Source organism: Streptomyces sp. Tek67B01 (assembly GCF_055231995.1).
This window is the reverse complement of sequence record NZ_JBUYUY010000001.1, coordinates 713,844-734,439: the sequence shown is the minus strand read 5'-3', so window position 1 is coordinate 734,439 and position 20,596 is coordinate 713,844. Positions and strand designations below refer to the sequence as shown.

Sequence of the window (20,596 nt, the reverse complement as noted above, 5' to 3'; positions counted from 1 at the left end):
GGGACGCGCCCTGTTGCTTCGGCGTCAGCCGTCCGGCTGGGCGCGGAACCAGGCGATGGTGCGCCGCAGACCGTCCTCGGCGGCCACCTCCGGCTCCCACTGGAGCTTGTCGCGGGCCAGCGTGATGTCGGGGCAGCGCACGCTCGGGTCGTCCGTGGGCCGTTCGATGAAGCGGATCTCGGAAGCGGAGCCGGTGAGTTCGATGATCACCCGGGCCAGTTCGAGCATGGTGATCTCGGTCGGATTGCCGATGTTGACGGGGCCCCGCATGCCGTGGGCCGCCATCGCGAGGATGCCGGCGACGGTGTCGTCCACGTAACAGAGCGAGCGGGTCTGCAGCCCGTCACCGGTGACCGTGAGCGGCTCGCCCGCCAGGGCCTGGCGGATGAAGGTGGGCACGGCCCGACCGTCGTAACCGCGCATCCGGGGACCGTAGGTGTTGAACAGCCGCACGATGGCGGTGTCCGTCCCGTGGAAACCGGCCTCGGCGGTCGTGAGGGCCTCACCGAAGCGCTTCGCCTCGTCGTACACGCTGCGCGGCCCGACGGGGTTGACGTTGCCCCAGTAGCGCTCGTTCTGCGGGTGTTCCTGCGGGTCGCCGTAGACCTCGGAGGTGGAGGCGAGCAGGAAGCGCGCCTCGGACCGGTGGGCGAGTTCGAGGGCGTTGCGGGTGCCGAGGCTGCCGGCCTCCATGGTGTGCAGCGGCAGCCGCAGGTAGTCCGCCGGGGAGGCGGGCGATGCCAGGTGCAGCACGAGGTCCGGCGGGCGGGGCACGGTGAACGGCTCCGAGACGTTGGCCCGGCACAGGGTGAAGCCCGGTCTGTCGGTCAGGGCGGCGATGTTCTCCGGCCGGCCCGTGCTGAAGTCGTCCACGCACGTCACGTCCGTGCCCGCGTCCAGTAGCGCGGCACACAGGTGGGAGCCCACGAAACCGGCGCCGCCGGTGACGACGGCGTGCTCCCAGCGTTGTTTCGAGACGGCGCTCATCGAAGCTCTCCTCTGGCACGTGGGTCCGGCTCTCCACCCGCCCGTGTCGGCAGGTGGGCAACTCCCTCAGCGGTCCCGCACTGTGCGGCGGGCGGCTGGAGCCCCGGGATTGGCATCAGCCTCCGCCGGCGGGGAGGAAGGGGCATTCGGAAGCACGCCATTGCGGTGAATCACGGAGGGTGAGGAGGATGGCGGTCGCGCGCCCCCGGAACGGACGGCCACGACGCCCGCCCGGCGGCAACGGCGCTCCGCCGGACGCTCGACCGGGTACCGCCGGGCGGCATGAATCACCCCGTACCGGTGAGACGCCCCGGTGTGAAGCTCGAGAACCGTGTCGTCGTCATCACGGGCGCGTCCAGCGGCATAGGCCGCGCCACCGCCCTGGCCTGCGCCCGACGCGGAGCGCACGTCGTCCTCGCCGCCCGCAGCGCCCGGGAACTCGACCACGTCGCGCGGCGGTGCCGGCGCCACGGGGGACAGGCGCTGGCCGTCCCCACCGACGTCACCGACCCCGAGGCCGTGACCGCCCTCGCCGCGGCCGCCACCGCCCGCTTCGGCCGGATCGACGTCTGGGCCAACGTGGCGGGGGTCGGCATCCTCGGCCGGTTCGACCAGACGCCCCCGGCCGAACTGCGCCGCCTCCTGGACGTCAACGTCATCGGCGCCGTCAACGGGGCCCGGGCCGCGGTGCCCGTCATGCGCCGGCAGGGCCGGCAGGGAGAAGGGGTCCTTATCGACGTCGCCTCCCTGCTCGGGGCGGTGGTGCAGGCGCCCTACATGTCCGGTTACGCGATGTCCAAGGCGGCCCTCGTGACCTTCGACGAGGGGCTGCGCGCCGAGCTGGCGCTCATGGGGGCGGACGGCATCCACGTGTGCACGGTGCTCCCCGCCGGTGTGGACACCCCCTTCTTCCACCACGCGGCCAACCACACCGGCCGCGAACTGCGCTCGCTGCCGCCCGTGGCGACGCCCGAGCGGGTCGCCCGTGCCCTCACCTCCGCGATGTGCCGCCCCAGGCCACGCGTGCTGGTGGGCCCCTACGCCCGGTCCCTGGCGGCCGCGCACACCCTCGCCCCGGGTCTGACCCGCGGGGCGCTCGCCTGGCGCACCGAACACGCGTACCTGGGCCGCGCCGGGAGCGCGCCGGACGGGACGGGCACCCTGCGCGAGCCGTCCGGGGGGAGCTCGGCGATACGGGGCGGGCGCCGCAGTGGGACGCGCACGGCGGCCCGCAGGACGGCGGCGGCCGCCGCCGTCGGCTGCGCCGCCCTGTTCGGGGCCCGCGCCGTCGTCGGACGCCGGTGAACCGCCGTACCCCGATGAACCGCCCGGTGAGCCGCCGTACGCGCCGGGAGGTTCCCCGGGCCCCCCGGGGCGCGTGCCGTATGACCCCGCGCCGTGTGACCCCGTGCCGTATGAACCCGAACGCCCGGGGTAGGCGCCGGACACCGACGCGCCACCGAACCCCTGGAGGAGCCATGGCAGTGCAGCACCGGCTCATACGCCGTCCGCCCGCCTGGGTGTGGGACGTCCTCAGGGACGGCAGCCGGTACGCCGACTGGGTGGTCGGCACCGAGGACTCGTGGGAGGACCACGGACACTGGCCGATGGAAGGCGCCACCCTCGGCTACCGCGTCAAGCTCGGCCCCGTCACCTACGAGGGACGGACCGTCGTGCGGGTCTGCGAGCCACCGGACCGGCTGGAACTGGAGGCGATGGCGGGCAAGGGCGGCAGCGCCCGCATCGCCATCGAGATCAAACCCTGGGGCAAGGACACCCTCGTCGTCATCGACGAGCACCCCCTGCGCGGCCGCAACGGCTCCTTCCACAACGCCGCCATCGACCTCCTCGTCCAGCTCCGTCACCGCACCATGCTGGGACGCCTCTCCAGAGCCGTCGAGTCCAAGGGAGCGCGGCCCGATGGCGACTCCTGACGCGGTGGTCATCGGCGCCGGCCCCAACGGCCTGGTCGCCGCCAACGTCCTCGCCGACGCGGGCTGGCGGGTCGTGGTCCTGGAGGCGGGTCCCGAACCCGGCGGGGCGGTCCGCAGCGACCGGGGGCTCCACCCCGACTACGTCCACGACCTGTTCAGCGCGTTCTACCCGCTCGCGGCGGCCTCCCCCGTGATCCGGGACATGCGCTTGGAAGAACAGGGGCTGCGCTGGAGCCGCGCCCCGGCGGTGGTCGCCCATCCCCTCGAAGACGGCCGCTGCGCCGTCCTCGGCAGCGGCGTCCACGACACCGCGGCCTCCTTGGAAGCCTTCGCCCCGGGTGACGGAGCCGCCTGGGAGCGGCTGTACGCCCTGTGGCAGCGCACGGGCGACGACATCCTGGGCTGCCTGTTCACCCCCTTCCCGCCCGTCCGCGCCGGGGTGCGGCTCGCCGCCCGGCTGCGCGCGGCGGAGGGGCTGCGGCTGGCCCGCAGGATGCTGCTGCCCGCCCGCAGACTGGGCGAGGAGGAGTTCTCGGGCGAGGGTGGCCGGCTGCTGATCGCGGGCAACGCCCTGCACGCCGACCTCGGCCCCGAGTCGGCCCTCGGCGGCGGTTTCGGATGGCTGATGTGCATGCTCGGCCAGGCGTACGGCTTCCCCGTTCCCGTCGGTGGGGCCCAGGCCCTCACCCGGGCCATGGTGCGCCGCCTGGAGGCGCGCGGCGGCACCCTGTACTGCTCGCGGGCGGCCACCCGCGTCGTGGTCCGGGGCGGTCGCGCCGTCGCCGTGCGCACCGAGGACGGCGGCGAGATCCCGGTCCGCAGGGCCGTCCTCGCCGACGTGCCCGCCCCGCTCCTGTACGAGCGACTCGTGGGCCGGGAGCACCTGCCCGCGCGGCTGCGCTCCGATCTGCGGCGCTTCCAGTGGGACTTCGCCACCGTCAAGGTGGACTGGGCCCTGTCCGGACCGATCCCCTGGCGGTCCGAGGGCGCCCGGCGGGCCGGGACGGTCCATCTCGCCGAGGGCCTGGACGAGCTCACCATGTTCTCCGCGCAGATCGCAATGCGCCGGGTGCCGAGCGTCCCGTTCGTGGTCCTCGGCCAGATGACCACGGCGGACGCCGCCCGCTCGCCCGCGGGCACCGAATCCGCGTGGGCGTACACCCACGTCCCGCAGGACATCGTCGGTGACGCCGCGGACGACGGCCCGGGCGCCATCACCGGCAAGTGGGACGAACGGGAGAGGGAGGCGATCGCCGCCCGCGTCGAAGCGCAGATCGAGCGTTACGCACCTGGCTTCGGCGCCAGGGTGCGGGCCCGCCGCGTCCTCGCGCCCCCCGACCTGGAACGCCTCAACCCGGCCCTGATCGGTGGCGCCGTCAACCAGGGCACCACCAATCTGCACCAGCAACTGCTCTTCCGTCCCGTCCCGGGCACCGGCCGCCCCGCCACCCCCGTCCGCGGCCTCTACCTCGCCTCCTCTACCGCCCACCCCGGCGGCGGCGTACACGGAGCCCCCGGTGCCAACGCCGCCCGCACCGCCCTGAGGTCCCTCCGGCTCCGGGGCGGCGCGGCCTCCTGAAGGGCGGCGCCGGGCCCGGTGTGCTGGACTGGGCTGTGACGTAGCGGGGGCCGCGACGTACCGGCCTGCGAGCGGACGATGCGGGAGAGAGGACCCGGTGACGATCGAGCGCGAGCACGGCAGCCGCCGCATGCTGATGGGCCTGTTGGCGGCGAGCCACCTCATGCCGATGGAACGCGTACCGGAGCAGGCCCGTGTCCACGGCGCGTACGCCGGCTTCACCGACGTGTGCGTCTACGTCGCCGACGTTCAGGACAGCGTGCTGCGGCTGCTCACCGGCATGGGGCTGGACGTGCCCGGCCCGGCGGCCTGCGAGCCGGAGGCGGCCGAGCTGCCGATCGAGGGCACGCTGGCGGGCCGCGTCTACCAGTACGGCGAGATCGTGCCCGTGACGGCGGGGGACGGCCTCCAATGGTGGTTGCCCATGCTGGACGGCACCGAGCGGCTGGGCGTGGTCAGGCTGACGACCGCCTACGACGACGACCAGGCCAGGCAGGACGCCGAGTCGCTCGCCTCGCTTCTCGCCCTGTTGGTCGTCACCAAGCGGGACCACAGCGATTCGTACGCCCGCCTCGTGCGGACCGCTCCCATGAACGTCGCCGCGGAGATGCAATGGCACCTGATGCCCCCGCGCACCTACGCGGACGGCCGGGTGGTGATCTCGGCCGTCATGGAGCCCGCCTACCAGATCAGCGGCGACGCCTTCGACTACGCCATGGCCGGTTCGGTGGTGCACCTGTCGATCTTCGACGCGATGGGACACGACACCGCCGCGGGTCTGGCGGCGAACCTCGCGGTCGGCGCCTGCCGCAATTCCCGGCGTCAGGGGTCGGACCTGGTCGGCACGAGCGAGCGGGTGGAGGAACTGCTGTTGGAGCAGTTCCGCCACGACTCCTACGTGACCGGCATCCTGGCCGATCTCGACACCGCGACCGGCGAGCTGACCTGGGTCAACCGGGGCCACCATCCGCCCCTCGTGATCAGGGGCGGCCGATGGACCAGCCGGCTGACGTGTCCGCCGGCCCACCCCATGGGCACCGACCTCAAACTGCCGGTCACCGTCTGCCGGGAGCAGTTGGAGCCCGGCGACCGGCTGGTGCTGTACACCGACGGCATCACCGAGGCGCGCCGACCCGGCTCGAACGAGTTCGGCCTCGAACGGTTCAGCGACTTCCTCATCCGCCGGCACGCCGACGGGCTGCCGGTGCCGGAGACCCTCAGACGCCTCATCCAGGCCGTCATGGAGCACCACGAGGGACAACTCAACGACGACGCGACCATCCTGCTGTGCGAATGGCTCGGACCGAGGCCCGAACCCACGCGGGAGGCGGCGGCGCACACGGGCACGGCCGACCGATGACAGCGGGGCGAGCGCCGAAAGCCAGATCCGGGCACACCCGTCCCGGGAACCAGTCAGGAGCCGGCCCGTGAACCACAGCGTCCTGCGCCTGAGCGTCCGGGAACCGGACGGGCCCCGGCTGGTCGCCGCGCTCGCCGGCGCCCTGGACTGGCACACCGCTCGCCAACTGCGCGAGGAGACCGCGAGTCTGGTCGAGATCAACCCGCGGCTCGTCCTGGACGTCTCCGCGGTCACCTTCTGCGACTCCTCCGGCCTCAGCGTCCTGGTGCAACTGCGCCACCGGGCCCTCGACGCGGGCGGATCGGTGGTCCTCACGAGCGTGCCCGCCCACCTGCTGAGACTGCTGGAGATCAGCGGCCTGGCCCCGGCCCTCCTCGGGGACGGCGCCTCGGAACCCGAGGGGCGGAGCGGCCCGGACGACCCCTGGTGAGCGCCCGAGACCGAGCGTCAGCGCGCGGGCGGCAACCGGTGCAGCCGGACTCCGGTCAGCTCGCCGCCGGCGGCCACGGCCGTCATGTACGTGTGGAACGGTTGGCGGCGGCGGTCGGTAGGGGAACCGGGGTTCAGCAACCGCAGGCCACCGGGGGCGGTGGTGTCCCAGGGGATGTGGCTGTGCCCGAACACCAGGACGTCCAGATCCGGGAAGCGCCCGGCACACCGCGCCTCCCGCCCCGCGGCGGCCCCCGTCTCGTGCACCACCCCGACGCGCACTCCCTCCAACACCGCCCGCGCCACCTCCGGCAGCCGCTCGCACAGCGCCGGGCTGTCGTTGTTCCCGTGCACCGCGATCAGCTCGCGGGCGTGGCCCGCGACCAACGCGTAGGCGGCCTCGTCGACCCAGTCACCCGCGTGGATGACCACGTCCGCCCGCCCGAGCTCCTCCACCAAGGTGCTCGGGAGCGTCATGGCGCGAGTGGGCAGATGCGTGTCGGAGATCAGCAACAGGCGCATGCCGCCACCGTACGGTCACGCGCCAGCCGCGGCCTGTTGCCGCAGCTGCTCCCAGGCCGTCTCCTTCAACCTGGCGTCGAGCAACACGTCCGCCGCCGTGCAGGCCAACGCCCGCGCCGAGGCCAGCATCGCCCGCCGCCCCGGCGGGGCCGCCGCGGCGAGCGCGAACCCGGGAGTGTGATCGGAGCCCGACTCGTCCATGATGGCGACGAACGGGTGGATGGCCGGAACCCGGTGGCTCACGTCACCGATGTCGGAGGAGCCCAGGTACACACCCGGCGCCGGATCACCGACCGCGATACCGGCCCGCCCGATGTGGTGGGTGAACCGGTCCGACAGCGCCCGGTTGTTGCGGAAGTGCCGGTAGCCCGTACCGACCGGGGTGACCTCGGCCTTGGTGCCCGTGGCCTTGGCGACCCCCTGGGCGCAGGAATCGAGTTCCGCCGCCAGTTCCTCCAACGCGCCCGTCGTCGCACCGCGCAGCCCGAACAGCCCTTCGGCGTAGGCGGGTACGACATTGGTGGACTCGCCGCCGTCCGTCACGATGCCCTGGACGTGCGAGCCGGCGGGCAGCCGCCTGCCGAGCACCGCGGTGGTGTTGAACAGTTGTACCAGCGCGGCGAGCGCGTCGACGCCCTCCGTGGGGTTGCCGGTGGGATGGGCGGCGCGGCCGTGGAACCCGACCCTGACCTGACGCTGCGCCGTCAGCGGCGCCCACGCCCAACTGTGGACCCCCGGGTGGAACATCAGCGCGGCGTCCACGCCGTCGAAGACCCCCGCCGACACCAGCTCCACCTTGCCGCCGCCCCGCTCCTCGGCCGGCGTGCCCACGGCCAGCACCGTCCCCCCGGCGTCCCCGAGCACCGCCCGGACCGCTGCCGCCGCGCCCAGCCCGGCGGCAGCGATCAGGTTGTGGCCGCACGCGTGCCCCAGACCGGGCAGCGCGTCGTACTCCATCAGCAGGGCCACGCGAGGCCCCTCGCCGCTGCCGGAGCGGGCGACGAACGCGGTCGGCAGCCCGGCCGTGCCCCTTTCGACGGCGAAGCCCTCCCGCTCGAACTCGGCGCTCAGCAGCGCGGAGGAGCGGTGCTCCGCGTAGGCGGTCTCCGGGTCCCGGTGCAGGGCGCAACTGATGTCCCAGAGCCGGTCGGCGCGCAGTCCCACCTCCTCGTCGATCCGGGCGTACAGGGCCTCGTGGGCCTTGTGGTCGTGTGACACATGTCCTCCGATGTCAGGGGAGCGGCGTCCCGCCGGTGGCGTTGAGGATCTCCGCGGTGAGGTAGCTCGCCCGGGTCGAGGCGAGGAAGACGTACGCGGGGGCCAGTTCGGCGGGCTGGGCCGGCCGGCCCAGCGGCGACTGGGCGCCGAAGTCGCCGGTCTCCGGCATCGTCGCCGGGATCAGCGGAGTCCACACGGGCCCGGGCGCGACGGCGTTGACCCGGATGCCGTCGGACGCCGTCATCTGGGCCAGGCCCTGCGTGAAGGTGACGATGGCGCCCTTGGTCATGGCGTAGTCCAGCAGCGGCGGACTCGGCTTGTAGGCCTGGACCGAGGTGGTGTTGATGATGCTCCCGCCCGACGGGATGTGGGGGAGGGCCATCTTCGACAGCCAGAACATCCCGTACAGGTTGGTGCGCACGACCCGGTCGAACTGCTCGGTGGTGATCGCGGAGATCCCCTCGGGCTGTGCCATCTGGTAGGCGGCGTTGTTCACCAGCACGTCGATGCGACCGAACTCGGTGACCGCCCGCTCCACCAGCAGCCGGCACTGCTCCTCCTCGCGGATGTCACAGGCCACGGCGACCGCCTTGCGGCCCGCCTCCTCCACCAGCCGCTCGGTCTGCCGGGCGTCTTCCTCTTCCTCGGGCAGGTAGGTGAAGAGCACGTCGGCGCCCTCGCGCGCGAACGCGATCGCGACCGCCCGGCCGATGCCGGAGTCCCCGCCCGTGATCACGGTCTTGCGGTCCTCCAACAGGCCGTGGCCCCGGTAGGACGTCTCGCCGTGGTCGGGCACCGGCTCCATCGCCCCGGTCCGTCCCGGGTGTTCCTGCTCCTGCTGGGGGAATTCCGGCCGGGGGTACATGGTGGTGGGGTCAGGGGCCCCGCTGCTGCGTTCCACGTGGCACAACCTCCTCGAAAGCGCTCCGACGCCCCCGCTCGCGGGGAGCGTGCCGAAGCACGCGGACGCTGCCGCGCGTGCCCCGGCACGCTGCGGCTAACCGCTCACCGCTGCCCCAAACCCGGACGAACGCAGCGAACGGGTCTGGTAGGAGTCGTTCCCGCTGGGTAGGCCGTGTGGGGGGCGGATCGGAGCGGCGGGGCCCCGGGCCCGGCCGCGTCCGCCTCCGGCACGACCATGGAGCGGCGCGGACCCCGCCGGGAGTCCCGACCAGTACGGAGGAGCGAACGGATGCCGAACGAGCGAGCTGGGCAGCAGGCGCGAGCGGAGGACCTCATCGACGTGTCCCGGCTGGTGACCGCGTACTACGCCCTGCATCCGGACCCCGCCGATCCGGCCCAGCGCGTCAGCTTCGGTACCTCGGGCCACCGCGGATCGTCCCTCGCCACGGCGTTCAACGAGGACCACATCGCCGCGACGAGCCAGGCCATCTGCGAGTACCGGGCCCGGCAGGGCGTGGACGGGCCGCTGTTCCTCGGCGCCGACACCCACGCGCTGTCCGAACCGGCCCGGGTCACGGCCGTCGAGGTCTTCGCCGCCAACGGCGTGAACGTGCTCGTCGACACCGCCGACGGCTACACCCCCACGCCCGCGGTCTCCCACGCCATCCTCACCCACAACCGGGGCCGCACCGACGCCCTGGCCGACGGGGTGGTCGTCACCCCTTCGCACAACCCGCCCGGCGACGGCGGGTTCAAGTACAACCCGCCCCACGGCGGCCCCGCCGGATCGGACGCGACGGGCTGGATCCAGGACCGGGCCAACGAGATCATCGCCGGCGGCTCGAAGGAGGTACGGAGACTGCCGTACGCGCGGGCCCTCGCGGCCCCCACCACCGCCAGGTACGACTTCCTCGGGACCTACGTCCGCGACCTGCCCTCCGTGCTCGACCTCGACGCCGTCCGCGCGGCGGGCGTACGCATCGGCGCCGACCCGCTCGGCGGCGCATCGGTCGCCTATTGGGGGCGCATCGCCGAGGAGCACCGCCTGGACCTGACCGTCGTCAACCCGCAAACCGACCCCACCTGGCGCTTCATGACGCTGGACTGGGACGGGAAGATCCGGATGGATTGCTCCTCCCCGCACGCCATGGCCTCGCTCATCGAGGGCCGGGACCGGTTCGACGTCACGACCGGCAACGACGCCGACGCCGACCGGCACGGCATCGTCACCCCGGACGGCGGCCTGATGAACCCCAACCACTACCTCGCCACCGCGATCGACTACCTCTACCGCCACCGCGAGGGATGGCCGGACTCCGCCGGCATCGGCAAGACCCTCGTGTCCTCCGGGATGATCGACCGGGTGGCCACCGATCTCGGCCGGGAGCTGGTGGAAGTCCCGGTCGGCTTCAAGTGGTTCGTGGACGGGCTGGCGGGCGGCACCCTCGGGTTCGGCGGCGAGGAGTCCGCGGGCGCCTCGTTCCTGCGCCGCGACGGCTCCGTGTGGACGACCGACAAGGACGGCATCCTCCTCGCCCTGCTCGCCTCCGAGATCCTCGCGGTGACGGGACAGAGCCCCTCCGAGCGGTACGCCGGGCTCACCACCCGGTTCGGCGAGCCGGCGTACGCCCGGATCGACGCCCCGGCCACCCGGGAGGAGAAAGCCGTCCTCGGTCGGCTGTCCCCGCAGCAGGTCACCGCTGACACCCTGGCCGGTGACACGGTCACCGGCGTGCTCACCACCGCCCCGGGCAACGGCGCGGCCTTCGGCGGGATCAAGGTCACCACCGACCACGCCTGGTTCGCCGCCCGCCCCTCGGGCACCGAGGACGTCTACAAGATCTACGCGGAGTCGTTCCGCGGCCCCGGGCACCTCGCCGAAGTCCAGGAAGCGGCGCGCTCGGTGGTCTCCGCGGCCCTGTCCGCCTGACCCCGCGCGAGCCGGACCGGCGCGAGCCGGGCGGTCCGGGGCTTCCCGGGCCGCCCGGCCACGCGGGAGGATGGGAGCGTGAAGATGTCCGAGAGAGCGGGCCAGGGCCTGCGGGAGCGGGTCGGTACGAGCCTGTTCGCCCACGTGGCCGGACCGGCGGGGCCGCAGAACCGCGCCCGCATCCACGGCACCCCCGGCCCCCGCTGGTTCGGCCCCGAACGGCCCATCCGCACCGTCCACGGGGACGCGTCCATGTTCATCGGCGGTCTGAGCGCGCTCCTGTTGCAGTCCCTGCACCCGCGCGCGATGGCCGCCGTCGCCGCGCACTCGGGTTTCAGGGGCGATCCCTGGGGGCGTCTCCAGCGCACCAGTGCCTTCCTCGCGTTCACCACCTACGGCACCGCCGAGGACGCCCAGCGCGCCGTCGACCGGGTGCGCGAGGTGCACGAACGGGTCCGGGGCACCACGGCCTCCGGGGAGCCCTACCACGCGGCGGACCCGCACCTGCTGTGCTGGGTGCACGTGGCGGAGGTCGACAGCTTCCTGCGCGCCCACCAGCGGTTCGGCAGCCACCCCTTGGACGGCGCCGGTTGTGACGCGTACGTCGCCGACACCGCCCGGGTCGCCCGCGCGCTCGGCGTACCCGATCCACCGTGCGACCGCGCCTCCCTCGCTGCCCGGCTCGCCGCCTACCGCCCGGAACTGCGGGCCACACCGGAGGCGCTGGACGCGGCGCGCTTCATCCTCCGCGAGCCGCCCCTGCCCTGGCCGGCCCGCGGCCCCTACACCGTCCTGGCGGCCAATGCGGTCCGCTCGCTCCCGCCGTGGGCCCGCACGATGCTGGGCCTGAGTGCCGTGCCCTACCTGCCCGACGACCTCGTGCGCCTGTCCGGGCGGGCGTTGACCGGGAGCATCCGGTGGGCGATGGGCTCCCTGCCCCCCCGCGGGGAGCCGGGCGAGCCCCGCTGACGGCGCGAAATCCCGTCGGACGCCGGGCTTAACCCGGGGACGGCGGGGCAGACGCCGCTGCGGAGGTCGCTCCGGACACCATCGCGGGGCCGACGGAAGGAGCGCGGACGGTGAACAAGGCCAAGATCGCCTACAAGCCGGTGGGACTGGCGCTCGGCGCCGCCGCCGGCATGCTGGCGGGCGTGACGTTCAAGCAGGTCTGGAAGCTGGCGGGCCACGAGGACGACGCGCCGGACGCCACGGACGAGGGCAGGGCATGGCGCGAGATCCTGCTCGCGGCCGCCCTGCAAGGGGCGATTTTCGCCGTGGTCAAGGCCGCCGTCGAACGCGGCGGGGCCACCGCGGTACGACGAGTTTCGGGCACCTGGCCCGCCTGACGGGCGGGCGACCCAGTCGATTCGATTCGAGCCGAGGAGGAGGTCCTCATGGCCGGCAAGAGCGGTATGGACAAGGCCAAGGGCAAGATCAAGGAGACCGCGGGCAAGGCCACCGGCAACGACCGGATGGCCGCCGAAGGCAAGATGGACCAGGCCAAGGGCAAGGCGAAGGACGCGCTGGAAGACACCAAGGCCAAGGCCAAGGGCGCGAAGAGCACGAAGGGCACGAAGGGCACGAAGGGTTCGCTCTGACACCCGTCGGACCCGACAGCAGGACCTGAAAGTCGAAAGGCTCCGCCCGGTGTGTAGCGGGCGGAGCCGTCGTCGTACCACTCGTCAGTCGTCCTGACGTCGCGCCGGCCGGGTGCGTCACACCAGGGGGCCTCAGCTCTCGCGTGGGCCGCTGCGGCCCCCCGAGCCCTCGCCGGGCCGTGGCCGCGCGCCCACCAGCGACTCGGCGGCCTTGAGGGCGTCATGGGGCGTCCGGCGGCCCATCATCACGCACAACGTGTACGTGGCGTCGTCGAGCCGACTCTGGAGGGTGAGGTCCTCCGGGGCGGCCAGCACCTCCCGGCGCAACGCCCGGAAGCGCGCGATGTGCTCGCGCAACACCTCCGCGCCGGGCAGCAGTCGCGCCCCCGGCCCCTGCTCCGGCCCGGACCGGGCACGACGCATCGCCGTGCGCAGCGCCTGCTGTACCGAAGTGGGTTCGTCCTGGCCGGAGAGCAGCGCGACGGCCGCCCCGCAGCTCTCCTCCACCGTGGTGCCCGCTTCCTGCGCGACCGCCGTCAGCAGCCGCCGGGCCGTTTCGGCGCTGCACGGGACCAGGGCCATGAGGATTCCCGTCGCCCGCGCCATGCGCGCGCGTGCCGCCGACGCGGCGTCGAGCAAGGGATCGCCGGCCGCCGCGGACGTTCGGCGGCGGCGGGGTGTGGGTGTCTCGGTCATCCGCTCGTCGCCTCCGCTTGTCATGCCGTTACACGCCAGACTGCCCGGTATCGGGCATCCCGTATCCCGGTATGCGGTCAAATCACGGTCAGCGGCGGGTTCCGGCCGGCCGGGAGCTCACTCCAGGGAGATCCGGGCGTGGATCGTCTTGCCCCCGTCCGGGGTGGGCCGGATGTCCACGTACTCGGTGAGGTGGTGTACGAGGTTCCAGCCCCAACCTCCGTTCCCCCTGTGGTCGGGTGGGCGGGGCGTGGGCGGGTGCGGGCTGGTGTCCGTGACGTCGATGTCGATGGCCCCGGGGTGGAGCGTCAGACGCAGGGTGCAGGGACCCTGGGTGTGACGCAGCGCGTTGGTGACGAGCTCGGTGACCAGGAGCAGCAGCGTGTCCGGTGCCGGGTCCGGTACGGGACGGCCGTGATCCCGGGCGTCGGCCAGGAAACGGGTGGCGGTCTCACGGGCGGCGGCGTTGGCCCCCGGCTCCGGGCGGAGCGTGACACTGTGCCGGGCGAGAGAGGTGTCCATGGGCGCGTTCTCCCTGAGGGCGCCTTGAGGTTCGTCTTCTCCGCCTGCCCGTGGCCGTACCGGCCATGTGCCGCGCGTGCGGGGGTTTCCCGAAACTTCCTTCGGCGATGCGCGGCGGTCACCGGAGTCCTTGCCCGTCGCGGCGGCGGACAGCACGGCCGCTGCCCGCGGCCGAGCGCGAGCGGCGGCCGTGAGGCCGGACATCGCGGCCCGCGGAGCCGCCGCTCGCGGGAGTGTCAGTCCTTGCCGCGTCCGCTCATCGCGTCGCGCAGCCGGTCGACCAGACCCATGCCGGGAGCGAGCAGCTTGTTCGCCGGCGGCTTGTCGGGCGCGGAGGGGTGCGGACGGGTCGGCGCCATCTTCTTCGCCTGGCGGACCTTGTCGCCGAGCTTGTTCAGCATGTCCGGCGTACAGGCCGCGCGCAGCTGGGGGAACAGGTTGTTCTCCTCGTCGGCCACGTGCGCCCGGATCTCCGCCATGAGCTTGGTCATCAGGGCGTCGAAACGAGGGTCGTCCGCGGCGCAGCCCTCCAGGTCCTTCATGGTGCGCTCGGCCATCGCGTGGTCCTCCAGCTCCTTGTCCGCGATGCTGTCGCCCTCGGGGAGGTGCTCGCGGACGGCAGGGTAGAGGTACGACTCCTCGGCCACCGAGTGCCGGACCAGCTCCATGATGGCCTGGTCCGCGTAGTGCTTCCTGCGCGCGTCGCCCGGCGGCAGTTCCTGGATGTTGGTGAAGAGCTCCTCCACCTCCTCGTGGTCCGTTGTCAGTTCCGCGATGACGTCGCCGCCGTGTCCCATGCGTCTCTCCTTGCTCGTTCGGCCGGTCCGGTCCGGCCACCCAGTGAAGCGCCGCGAGGTGAGCGCCCGGCGGATTGCTCCTCACGTAGCGTGTCGTGACATATCCGGTGTGTACCGCTCGCTCGGTGCGGCGTTGATCTTCATGTGAGGGGGAAGGGGCGGGTCATGTCATTCTCTGCTCCACTGCGTCAGCTGGTGCGCCGACACCGGGAGCCCGCCGTCGTCCAGACCGTCCGCTCCACCGCGGCCGCCGTGATCGCGTACGTCGTCGCCCTGCGGCTCAGCGGTGAACCCGCCCCGCTGACCGCCCCGCTCACCGCGCTGCTCGTCGTACAGGTCACCCTCTACTCGACCCTCACCACCGGCATCCGTCGGGTCAACTCCGTGGTGGCCGGGGTGCTGCTCGCGATCGGGTTCAGCGCGCTGGTGGGGTTGACCTGGTGGAGCCTCGGTCTGATCATCCTGGTCTCGCTCACCATCGGCCCCCTGGTGAAGGCCGGCGAGTTCGTGCCGGAGGTCGCGATCAGCGCCATGCTGGTCCTCGGCGTCACCCGGGTGGCCGACACCGCCTGGGACCGGGTGTTGGAGACCCTGATCGGCGCGGCCGTCGGTCTGCTGTTCAACTTCTTGTTCGTACCGCCCGTGTGGGTCGGGCCGGCCAGTGAGGCGATCACCGACCTCGCCCGGCGGATGCGGGCCCTGATGGTGCACATCACCGACGAACTCGACGAGCACACGACGGTGGAGAAGGCGGCCGCCCGGCTGCACGAGGCGCGCCGGCTCGACAACGACATCGCCCAGGTCGACGCCGCGCTCCGACAGGCCGAGGACAGCCTGCGACTGAACCCGCGCGTCCGCGAAGGCCTCCTGTTCCGTCTGGTGTTGCGCACCGGGCTGGACACCCTGGAGATCTGCGCGGTGGTGCTGCGCGTCTCCTGCCGGACACTGACCGACCTGGCCCACGAGCGACCCGCGGAACCCCTGTTCCCGACGCCCATCGCGCAAGCGTTGCGCGAGCTGTACGCGCACACGGCCGTGGCCGTCGAGAGTTTCGCCCAGCTGATCACCGCTCAGGTCAGCGCCAATGCCGAGGAGGCCGAGAGCCGGCTGACGCAGGAGCTCAAGACGGCCCGCCTGAGCCGGGACCACCTCGCGGACCTGCTTCTGGAGCGGGTCCGCACCCACCCCGCCCAGTGGCAGCTCTCGGGCGCGCTGCTCGCCGAAGCGGACCGGGTCTTGGATGAACTCGGCGTGGAGAAACGTTCCGAGCGGCTCATCGAGGAACTCGACCGGCACTCGCGGATGCGGCGCGAGCGCTTCCCGCGGCTGCACCGCCTGGCCGGCCAGTTGCGCGGTCGCCCCGCGGCGGAGGAGAGCCGTGGCCGTCGGCTGCGCTGGTGGTGAGCGGAGCCCTCCCGGCGTGCCGGCGCCACCGGCGGGCGGTGGCGCCGGCGGGTCTGGCACGGCCATGGCCCCGCACGGTTTCGCACGGACGAAAGCCGGCCCCCGCGACGGAGCGGGGGCCGGCTTCGAGCGGGGACGCCGTCAGGCGTTCCTGCGTCCGGCGACCAGCCGGTAGACCAGCAGCACGATGACGGAACCGACGACGGCCGCGATCCACGTCGAGAGGTGGAAGAAGCCGTTGATCGAGTCCACCCCGAAGATGACCTTGCCGAGCCAACCGCCGAGGAGACCGCCGACGATGCCGATCAACATGGTGACCAGGCAGCCCCCGGGGTCTCTCCCGGGGGTGATGGCCTTGGCGATGAGCCCGGCCAGGAGGCCGATCAGAATCCAGGCGATGATGCCCATGGGCGAGCGTGTCCCTTCAGCGGTTGAACTCGGCCAGGAAGGTCTTGCAGAACACCGGCAGGTCATCCGGTTTGCGGCTCGTGACGAGCGTGTTGGGGCCGGCCGTACACACCTTCACGGCTTCGTCGACCCAGGACCCGCCCGCGTTCTCGATGTCCGTGCGCAGGCTCGGCCACGACGTCAGCGTGCGGCCCCGGACGCGGTCCGCCTCGACCATGGTCCACGGCGCGTGGCAGATCGCCGCGACCGGCTTGCCGGCGTCGAAGAAGCTCCGTACGAAGGCCACCGCTGCGGCGTCCGTCCGCAGCGCGTCCGGGTTGGCCACACCACCCGGAAGGACCAGTCCGTCGAAGTCGGCCGCCGAAGCCTGGGAGACGACGAGGTCGATGGGGAAGGTGTCCGCCTTGTCGAGGTGGTTGAACGCCTGGACGTGACCCGACTCGGTCGAGACGAGCTGGGGGTGCCCGCCGGCGTCGATCACCGCTTGCCACGGCTCTGTGAGCTCGACCTGCTCGACGCCCTCCGTAGCCGTCAAAAACGCCACACGCATGGGACGGTCCTTCCTGTGTGAAATCGGGACGAGGTTCCTATTTCGTCTGTCGTCTATCGCCCTTTGCCGGGCGGCGGTCATCTCAAACCAACTGGTTCCGGGCGGGGAAGCGGGTGAGCCTGCCGGCGGCCGCGTGCCGGGCGTGTGCGCCGGGCGGCCGGTGGGCCCGCGGGGGAGGGGGAGGGGGTAGCGACGGCCGGCGGGGTGCGGTCGCGGCGACGGGGGCGAAGCGGACGGTGCCCCCAGGAGGCGTTCTTCGTACCGTCCGAGGGCCAGTACCGCGGCCAGCAGGGCGGGGGGAGTGAGCAGCGCGACGGCGAGCATGGAGGTCCTTTTCGTCGGACGAGCGTGTCCCTGACACGCGTGCCCCGTCGCGCCACCCGGAACCGGGCGCGAGGGCGCCTACGGCGCCCCTTCCGCCCGCCCCCCATGCGCCCACCGGACCGGAGCCGGCGCCCTCCGCGCCGCGAAGGGCGGTCCCTCCCCGCGCCAAGACCGGTGCGCCGGGGGACCGGACAGGTCTCGGGCCCGCTGTCTCCTCGGCCGGCGAGCCGGAACTCGTCGTCATCCCCGGCGCGACCACCCCGAGCCGTAGGGCGGCTTCCGGGCAGGCGTCACCGTCGACCCAGGGCTCGGGAGCCGGGGGCGGCGAAAGGAGCGGTGTCACCGCGCGCCCCCGAGCGGGCCGGGGCGGCCCCGCGCGTGGCGCCCCGGCAGTGGCCTACGGGCGGCAGCGGTGGTGGTGTACCAGGAAGGCGGCGGCCGCGACGAGCACGGCGGCCGCCGTCAGCGCCACCCGGCGGCCGTCCTGGAGCGAGAGGGCGAGCTGGGCCGCCTTCTCCCGGGTCGGCTGGGGCGGTACGTCCTCGGGCAGCTGTCCCACGGCGCGCGATTCCTTTCCTACGTCTGCGGTCGTGCCCGCCGGGAGTCGGCGGACCCCGCGGCGGGAGCCCGTGCTCAGGGGGGTGACTCCGCCCAGAACTCCGGCCCGGGGCCGCGCCAGTCGACGAGCGCGGGATCGGTGAGGTCCAGTTCCTCCGGATCCTCCATCCCGGCCGCGCTGAGGAAGACGAGGATGTCGGACGGCTTGTGGGCCACGCCGATGGCGACGCCGTCGTAACGCACCCGGCGCCAGCCGTTCTCGTCGGGAGGATAGATGACCAGTCGGGCGGACATGCCCCCATCCTCGGTCCTGGCGCCGTCCGCGGCGCCCGCTGTCGCGCGTACGGGTTGCACGGGCCCCGGGGCGCCGGGTCCCGGCGGCCCGGGCGGGGTGCGGCCTCCGTCGCGGCCGGGTCGGCCAAGACCGCACCCCGCAGCCGGCCCCTACCCGTCCCGGTCGCCCGGAAACGGATGGTCAGGGACGCGCCGCCCCGCTCAGCCGGCCAGGGCGGTGTCCGCGCCGAGGCAGTCCAGCAGTCCCGGGCGATGCAGTTCCGCTATCGGCGCGAGCAGGTCCGGGTGGCGCAGCAGCGCCGCCGCGTCCCGGTCGCTCGCCGCCGGTTGCGTCAGACGGCGGAAGGCCACCGGAACGGCGTCGGCGTGATCGGTCCCCGCCAGCGCGGCCACCGCCGCCGCGGCCAGCGACGGCGTGGTCAGCAGGCAGGCCGCCCAACTGGCCACGACCTCGTCGACCCAGCTGCGCCACCCGTGCTCCCGCTCCTCCTCGTCGCAGGGGGCGTCCGCCCCGCTGATCCAGTCCAAGCGGGCCGAGCCGCCCGGCCCCGTCAGCGCCACCAGCTCCGCGTCGAGGTCCGTCGGGTACCGCAGCCACGCGGCGACCGTCACCGCTTGCCGGGCCTGCGCCTCCGCCAGGCCACGCTGGAGCGCGCCGCTGCCGGCCGGGTAGGCGCGGGTCAGCCAGTGCGTCGTCGCCGCCATCAGCGGGGACAGAGAGGAGTCTGCGGGCACTGGTGACCATCCGGGTGGAGAGGAGAGGGTGAATCCTCACGATAACGGCCGCATTCGCCCCATTGGAATGGTCCCGCCCGGATCGTGGCCTACGCCACGGCCGGACCACGGTGCCCCCGGCCACGGGCCGCCGGCACCGGCCTCAGACGCGCACTCGCAGCGGATGGTCCGCCGGGACCTCCACGACGGCGATCCGCACGCCGTCGGGGTCCTCGATCCACATCTCGATCAGCCCCCACGGCTCGCGCAGCGGCGGCCGCGACACCGCGACACCCCGCCCCAGCAGCTCCTCGTACGCCGCCTGGACATCGGCGACCTGGAGCCACAACCGCATGCCGGGGGCCGGCGGGCTCTCGGCGCGGCCCGAGACCTCCAAGAACCCGCCGCCGAGGAAGTACACCGTCCCGCGCTCGGGTCCCGTACCGAACTCCCGGTACACGGCGAGGCCCAGCGCCCCGCCGTAGAACGCACGCGAACGGTCCGGATCGGTGGGGCGCAGCAGGACCCTGCTGCCCAGTACGTGCACCATGCGGACGAATCTATGCCCCGGCCGGGGCGAAGGCGTGCCTACCCGTGAGTACGTGCGGCGCGGTCGGGCAGACGCCCGGCACCTGCCGGAGGAGGACATGCGGCTGCGCACGAGCCACCCCGACCGGCCCGGCTACACCCGGGTACGCCACGGCCGGGGTTTTCGCTACCTCGATCCGACCGGGACGTCGATCACCGACCCGTCGGAGCGCGAGCGGCCGCGCTCCCTCGTCATCCCGCCCGCCTGGACCGACGTGTGGATCTGCCCCTGGCCCGCCGGTCACATCCAGGCCATGGGCACCGACGAAGCGGGCCGTCGGCAGTTACTACCCGGCGTTCCGTGAACGGCAGGAGGCGGCCAAACACGAACACGCCCCGGACGTCGCGACGCGCCTGCCGCGCCTGCGCCAGGGCATCGCCCCGGACGTCGCGACGCGCCTGCCGCGCCTGCGCCAGGGCATCGCCCAGGACCTCGCGGCGCCTCGGCCGGGACCGGGTCCTGGGCTGCTCGGCGCGCCTGCTCGACCTCGGTTTCTTCCGCGTCGGCGGAGCCGCGTACCGGCGCGACGGGCAGTCACAGCTCTTCGTGTACCGGCAGGCCGGCCTCTGGCACGACGTGCGGGCCGGTGACGTCAACGACTACCTGCGCAGCAGGTCCGGTACCGACATCACCGCGAAGGACTTCCGGACCTGGCACGCCACGGTCCCGGCCGCCGTCGCCCTCGCCGTGTCGGTCGAGGTCGCGGGGGAGTCCCGGGCCCGGCGTACGAAGGCGCCGGCACGGGCGGTGCGCGAAGTGAGCGGCTACCTGGGCAACACCCCCGCGGTCTGCCGCTCCTCGACGTCGTCTTCGGGCACCCGGCCACCCACGGCGAGGTGGAGGCGGCGGTGCTGGAGCCGCTCTCCTGAGCCGCTCGGCCCGGCACCCCCGGACCTCCCGGACGGGACGGACGGGTGCCGCGTCCTCAGGTGCGCAGGTGACTGTTGGTGCCGTCGTGACCGTCGGCGTGCTCCTCGTCGAACCAGTAGTCCCCGGCTGCCAGGTATCGGAACGTGTGCGTCTTCTTCCCGCTGAGTGCGACGGTCACGGCGCGCAGCCCGTCCTCGCGGGGCTCCAGTACGTGGGTGCCCGGCTGCCAGTCGTTGAAGTCGCCCACCACGCTGACCGGCCCGGGCGGAGTGTCGGCCGGAAGGACGAAGGTGACCTCGGTCCCGTTCTTGCGCCGCTTGCGTTCGAGCACGTGAAACTCCTTTGGCCGGAGGTGGGTGCGGCCACTGTGCCGGCGGGGTGCCCCGGCGGGGGCCGGGGGCGCGTGGAAC

26 protein-coding genes are annotated in these 20,596 nt (G+C 73.3%); 12 read left to right on the top strand and 14 right to left on the bottom strand.

Annotation, left to right across the window (positions count from 1 at the left end; translation table 11 throughout):
* Window positions 1-24: 24 nt before the first annotated feature.
* Window positions 25-987 carry a UDP-glucuronic acid decarboxylase family protein gene (locus ACV7NM_RS03640; protein WP_463408862.1) on the bottom strand — a complete coding sequence of 321 codons (963 nt, stop codon included), beginning with the start codon at window positions 985-987 and terminating at the stop codon, window positions 25-27.
* 315 nt (window positions 988-1,302) lie between these two features.
* Here ACV7NM_RS03640 and ACV7NM_RS03635 point away from each other — a divergent pair, with 315 nt between their 5' ends.
* The 5 genes from ACV7NM_RS03635 (at window position 1,303) to ACV7NM_RS03615 (ending at window position 6,290) form a co-directional block, all read left to right on the top strand.
* Window positions 1,303-2,292 (top strand): SDR family NAD(P)-dependent oxidoreductase, encoded by a 990-nt coding sequence (locus ACV7NM_RS03635; RefSeq protein ID WP_463408861.1) that lies wholly within the window; start codon window positions 1,303-1,305, stop codon window positions 2,290-2,292.
* Between the two features lie 173 nt (window positions 2,293-2,465).
* Window positions 2,466-2,921, top strand: coding sequence for an SRPBCC family protein (locus tag ACV7NM_RS03630; protein ID WP_463408860.1), 456 nt, complete (start codon window positions 2,466-2,468; stop codon window positions 2,919-2,921).
* Entirely contained in the window at window positions 2,908-4,500 is a 1,593-nt protein-coding gene (locus ACV7NM_RS03625; RefSeq protein WP_463408859.1) for a phytoene desaturase family protein, read from the top strand. Before ACV7NM_RS03630 ends, ACV7NM_RS03625 begins: the two co-directional genes overlap by 14 nt.
* Before the next feature lie 130 nt (window positions 4,501-4,630).
* On the top strand, window positions 4,631-5,860 hold the full coding sequence (locus ACV7NM_RS03620) for a PP2C family protein-serine/threonine phosphatase (protein WP_463413817.1): 1,230 nt from the start codon (window positions 4,631-4,633) through the stop codon (window positions 5,858-5,860).
* Between the two features lie 67 nt (window positions 5,861-5,927).
* Window positions 5,928-6,290, top strand: a complete 363-nt coding sequence (locus tag ACV7NM_RS03615) for an STAS domain-containing protein (RefSeq protein WP_463408858.1) — start codon at window positions 5,928-5,930, stop codon at window positions 6,288-6,290.
* 17 nt (window positions 6,291-6,307) lie between these two features.
* Here ACV7NM_RS03615 and ACV7NM_RS03610 read toward each other — a convergent pair whose 3' ends face one another.
* The 3 genes from ACV7NM_RS03610 to ACV7NM_RS03600 are packed head-to-tail and all read right to left on the bottom strand — an operon-like array spanning window position 6,308 to window position 8,894.
* The gene (locus tag ACV7NM_RS03610) at window positions 6,308-6,811 is read right to left on the bottom strand and encodes a metallophosphoesterase family protein (protein ID WP_463408857.1); all 504 of its coding nucleotides are present in this window, start codon (window positions 6,809-6,811) and stop codon (window positions 6,308-6,310) included.
* 15 nt (window positions 6,812-6,826) lie between these two features.
* On the bottom strand, window positions 6,827-8,029 hold the full coding sequence (locus ACV7NM_RS03605; protein WP_463408856.1) for an amidohydrolase: 1,203 nt from the start codon (window positions 8,027-8,029) through the stop codon (window positions 6,827-6,829).
* 13 nt (window positions 8,030-8,042) lie between these two features.
* Window positions 8,043-8,894, bottom strand: coding sequence for an SDR family oxidoreductase (locus tag ACV7NM_RS03600; protein WP_463413816.1), 852 nt, complete (start codon window positions 8,892-8,894; stop codon window positions 8,043-8,045).
* 327 nt (window positions 8,895-9,221) lie between these two features.
* On the opposite strand from ACV7NM_RS03600, the gene pgm reads away from it, so the two are divergent.
* The 4 genes from pgm (at window position 9,222) to ACV7NM_RS03580 (ending at window position 12,460) form a co-directional block, all read left to right on the top strand.
* Complete coding sequence (gene pgm / locus ACV7NM_RS03595) at window positions 9,222-10,862, top strand: phosphoglucomutase (alpha-D-glucose-1,6-bisphosphate-dependent) (protein WP_463408855.1); 1,641 nt, start codon at window positions 9,222-9,224, stop codon at window positions 10,860-10,862.
* An 84-nt stretch (window positions 10,863-10,946) separates the two neighbouring features.
* The gene (locus ACV7NM_RS03590; RefSeq protein ID WP_463408854.1) at window positions 10,947-11,831 is read left to right on the top strand and encodes an oxygenase MpaB family protein; all 885 of its coding nucleotides are present in this window, start codon (window positions 10,947-10,949) and stop codon (window positions 11,829-11,831) included.
* Between the two features lie 110 nt (window positions 11,832-11,941).
* Entirely contained in the window at window positions 11,942-12,208 is a 267-nt protein-coding gene (locus ACV7NM_RS03585; protein WP_136212974.1) for a DUF4235 domain-containing protein, read from the top strand.
* Window positions 12,209-12,256: 48 nt separating this feature from the next.
* Entirely contained in the window at window positions 12,257-12,460 is a 204-nt protein-coding gene (locus ACV7NM_RS03580) for a CsbD family protein (RefSeq protein WP_463408853.1), read from the top strand.
* Between the two features lie 132 nt (window positions 12,461-12,592).
* Here the strand turns inward: ACV7NM_RS03580 and ACV7NM_RS03575 are convergent, their stop codons facing one another.
* The 3 genes from ACV7NM_RS03575 to ACV7NM_RS03565 all read right to left on the bottom strand — a co-directional run bounded on the left by ACV7NM_RS03575 (window position 12,593) and on the right by ACV7NM_RS03565 (window position 14,475).
* A complete protein-coding gene (locus ACV7NM_RS03575) occupies window positions 12,593-13,156 on the bottom strand; it encodes a DUF5133 domain-containing protein (RefSeq protein WP_463408852.1) in 564 nt (187 codons plus the stop codon).
* Between the two features lie 117 nt (window positions 13,157-13,273).
* Window positions 13,274-13,678 carry an ATP-binding protein gene (locus tag ACV7NM_RS03570; protein WP_463408851.1) on the bottom strand — a complete coding sequence of 135 codons (405 nt, stop codon included), beginning with the start codon at window positions 13,676-13,678 and terminating at the stop codon, window positions 13,274-13,276.
* 236 nt (window positions 13,679-13,914) lie between these two features.
* Entirely contained in the window at window positions 13,915-14,475 is a 561-nt protein-coding gene (locus ACV7NM_RS03565) for a hemerythrin domain-containing protein (protein WP_463408850.1), read from the bottom strand.
* Window positions 14,476-14,640: 165 nt separating this feature from the next.
* Here ACV7NM_RS03565 and ACV7NM_RS03560 point away from each other — a divergent pair, with 165 nt between their 5' ends.
* Window positions 14,641-15,879, top strand: coding sequence for an FUSC family protein (locus tag ACV7NM_RS03560; protein WP_463408849.1), 1,239 nt, complete (start codon window positions 14,641-14,643; stop codon window positions 15,877-15,879).
* A 141-nt stretch (window positions 15,880-16,020) separates the two neighbouring features.
* Here ACV7NM_RS03560 and ACV7NM_RS03555 read toward each other — a convergent pair whose 3' ends face one another.
* The 6 genes from ACV7NM_RS03555 to ACV7NM_RS03530 form a co-directional block, all read right to left on the bottom strand.
* The gene (locus ACV7NM_RS03555) at window positions 16,021-16,287 is read right to left on the bottom strand and encodes a GlsB/YeaQ/YmgE family stress response membrane protein (protein WP_463408848.1); all 267 of its coding nucleotides are present in this window, start codon (window positions 16,285-16,287) and stop codon (window positions 16,021-16,023) included.
* A gap of 16 nt (window positions 16,288-16,303) precedes the next feature.
* Entirely contained in the window at window positions 16,304-16,837 is a 534-nt protein-coding gene (locus ACV7NM_RS03550) for a type 1 glutamine amidotransferase domain-containing protein (protein ID WP_463408847.1), read from the bottom strand.
* Between the two features lie 721 nt (window positions 16,838-17,558).
* Window positions 17,559-17,720, bottom strand: a complete 162-nt coding sequence (locus tag ACV7NM_RS03545) for a hypothetical protein (RefSeq protein WP_463408846.1) — start codon at window positions 17,718-17,720, stop codon at window positions 17,559-17,561.
* A gap of 74 nt (window positions 17,721-17,794) precedes the next feature.
* On the bottom strand, window positions 17,795-18,013 hold the full coding sequence (locus ACV7NM_RS03540; RefSeq protein ID WP_463408845.1) for a hypothetical protein: 219 nt from the start codon (window positions 18,011-18,013) through the stop codon (window positions 17,795-17,797).
* Between the two features lie 201 nt (window positions 18,014-18,214).
* Window positions 18,215-18,718, bottom strand: coding sequence for a hypothetical protein (locus tag ACV7NM_RS03535; RefSeq protein ID WP_463413815.1), 504 nt, complete (start codon window positions 18,716-18,718; stop codon window positions 18,215-18,217).
* A gap of 172 nt (window positions 18,719-18,890) precedes the next feature.
* The gene (locus ACV7NM_RS03530; RefSeq protein ID WP_463408844.1) at window positions 18,891-19,277 is read right to left on the bottom strand and encodes a VOC family protein; all 387 of its coding nucleotides are present in this window, start codon (window positions 19,275-19,277) and stop codon (window positions 18,891-18,893) included.
* A 97-nt stretch (window positions 19,278-19,374) separates the two neighbouring features.
* On the opposite strand from ACV7NM_RS03530, the gene ACV7NM_RS03525 reads away from it, so the two are divergent.
* Both ACV7NM_RS03525 and ACV7NM_RS03520 read left to right on the top strand, forming a co-directional pair.
* On the top strand, window positions 19,375-19,620 hold the full coding sequence (locus ACV7NM_RS03525; protein WP_463408843.1) for a hypothetical protein: 246 nt from the start codon (window positions 19,375-19,377) through the stop codon (window positions 19,618-19,620).
* Window positions 19,533-20,351, top strand: a complete 819-nt coding sequence (locus ACV7NM_RS03520; RefSeq protein ID WP_463408842.1) for a hypothetical protein — start codon at window positions 19,533-19,535, stop codon at window positions 20,349-20,351. The genes ACV7NM_RS03525 and ACV7NM_RS03520 overlap by 88 nt, the downstream gene beginning before the upstream one ends.
* Here ACV7NM_RS03520 and ACV7NM_RS03515 read toward each other — a convergent pair.
* On the bottom strand, window positions 20,242-20,517 hold the full coding sequence (locus ACV7NM_RS03515) for an isoamylase early set domain-containing protein (RefSeq protein WP_361306948.1): 276 nt from the start codon (window positions 20,515-20,517) through the stop codon (window positions 20,242-20,244). The genes ACV7NM_RS03520 and ACV7NM_RS03515 overlap by 110 nt on opposite strands.
* Window positions 20,518-20,596: the final 79 nt, after the last annotated feature.

Excerpts from the sequence above, each read along its gene's own strand:
- ACV7NM_RS03640 (WP_463408862.1), bottom strand. The coding sequence starts at position 987 with ATGAGCGCCGTCTCGAAACAACGCTGGGAGCACGCCGTCGTCACCGGC.
- ACV7NM_RS03565 (WP_463408850.1), bottom strand. The coding sequence starts at position 14,475 with ATGGGACACGGCGGCGACGTCATCGCGGAACTGACAACGGACCACGAG.
- ACV7NM_RS03630 (WP_463408860.1), top strand. The coding sequence starts at position 2,466 with ATGGCAGTGCAGCACCGGCTCATACGCCGTCCGCCCGCCTGGGTGTGG.
- ACV7NM_RS03580 (WP_463408853.1), top strand. The coding sequence starts at position 12,257 with ATGGCCGGCAAGAGCGGTATGGACAAGGCCAAGGGCAAGATCAAGGAG.
- ACV7NM_RS03625 (WP_463408859.1), top strand. The coding sequence starts at position 2,908 with ATGGCGACTCCTGACGCGGTGGTCATCGGCGCCGGCCCCAACGGCCTG.
- pgm (WP_463408855.1), top strand. The coding sequence starts at position 9,222 with ATGCCGAACGAGCGAGCTGGGCAGCAGGCGCGAGCGGAGGACCTCATC.
- ACV7NM_RS03575 (WP_463408852.1), bottom strand. The coding sequence starts at position 13,156 with ATGACCGAGACACCCACACCCCGCCGCCGCCGAACGTCCGCGGCGGCC.
- ACV7NM_RS03610 (WP_463408857.1), bottom strand. The coding sequence starts at position 6,811 with ATGCGCCTGTTGCTGATCTCCGACACGCATCTGCCCACTCGCGCCATG.
- ACV7NM_RS03525 (WP_463408843.1), top strand. The coding sequence starts at position 19,375 with ATGCGGCTGCGCACGAGCCACCCCGACCGGCCCGGCTACACCCGGGTA.
- ACV7NM_RS03620 (WP_463413817.1), top strand. The coding sequence starts at position 4,631 with ATGCTGATGGGCCTGTTGGCGGCGAGCCACCTCATGCCGATGGAACGC.
- ACV7NM_RS03550 (WP_463408847.1), bottom strand. The coding sequence starts at position 16,837 with ATGCGTGTGGCGTTTTTGACGGCTACGGAGGGCGTCGAGCAGGTCGAG.
- ACV7NM_RS03590 (WP_463408854.1), top strand. The coding sequence starts at position 10,947 with ATGTCCGAGAGAGCGGGCCAGGGCCTGCGGGAGCGGGTCGGTACGAGC.
- ACV7NM_RS03555 (WP_463408848.1), bottom strand. The coding sequence starts at position 16,287 with ATGGGCATCATCGCCTGGATTCTGATCGGCCTCCTGGCCGGGCTCATC.
- ACV7NM_RS03535 (WP_463413815.1), bottom strand. The coding sequence starts at position 18,718 with ATGGCGGCGACGACGCACTGGCTGACCCGCGCCTACCCGGCCGGCAGC.
- ACV7NM_RS03540 (WP_463408845.1), bottom strand. The coding sequence starts at position 18,013 with ATGTCCGCCCGACTGGTCATCTATCCTCCCGACGAGAACGGCTGGCGC.
- ACV7NM_RS03600 (WP_463413816.1), bottom strand. The coding sequence starts at position 8,894 with ATGTACCCCCGGCCGGAATTCCCCCAGCAGGAGCAGGAACACCCGGGA.
- ACV7NM_RS03530 (WP_463408844.1), bottom strand. The coding sequence starts at position 19,277 with ATGGTGCACGTACTGGGCAGCAGGGTCCTGCTGCGCCCCACCGATCCG.
- ACV7NM_RS03560 (WP_463408849.1), top strand. The coding sequence starts at position 14,641 with ATGTCATTCTCTGCTCCACTGCGTCAGCTGGTGCGCCGACACCGGGAG.
- ACV7NM_RS03570 (WP_463408851.1), bottom strand. The coding sequence starts at position 13,678 with ATGGACACCTCTCTCGCCCGGCACAGTGTCACGCTCCGCCCGGAGCCG.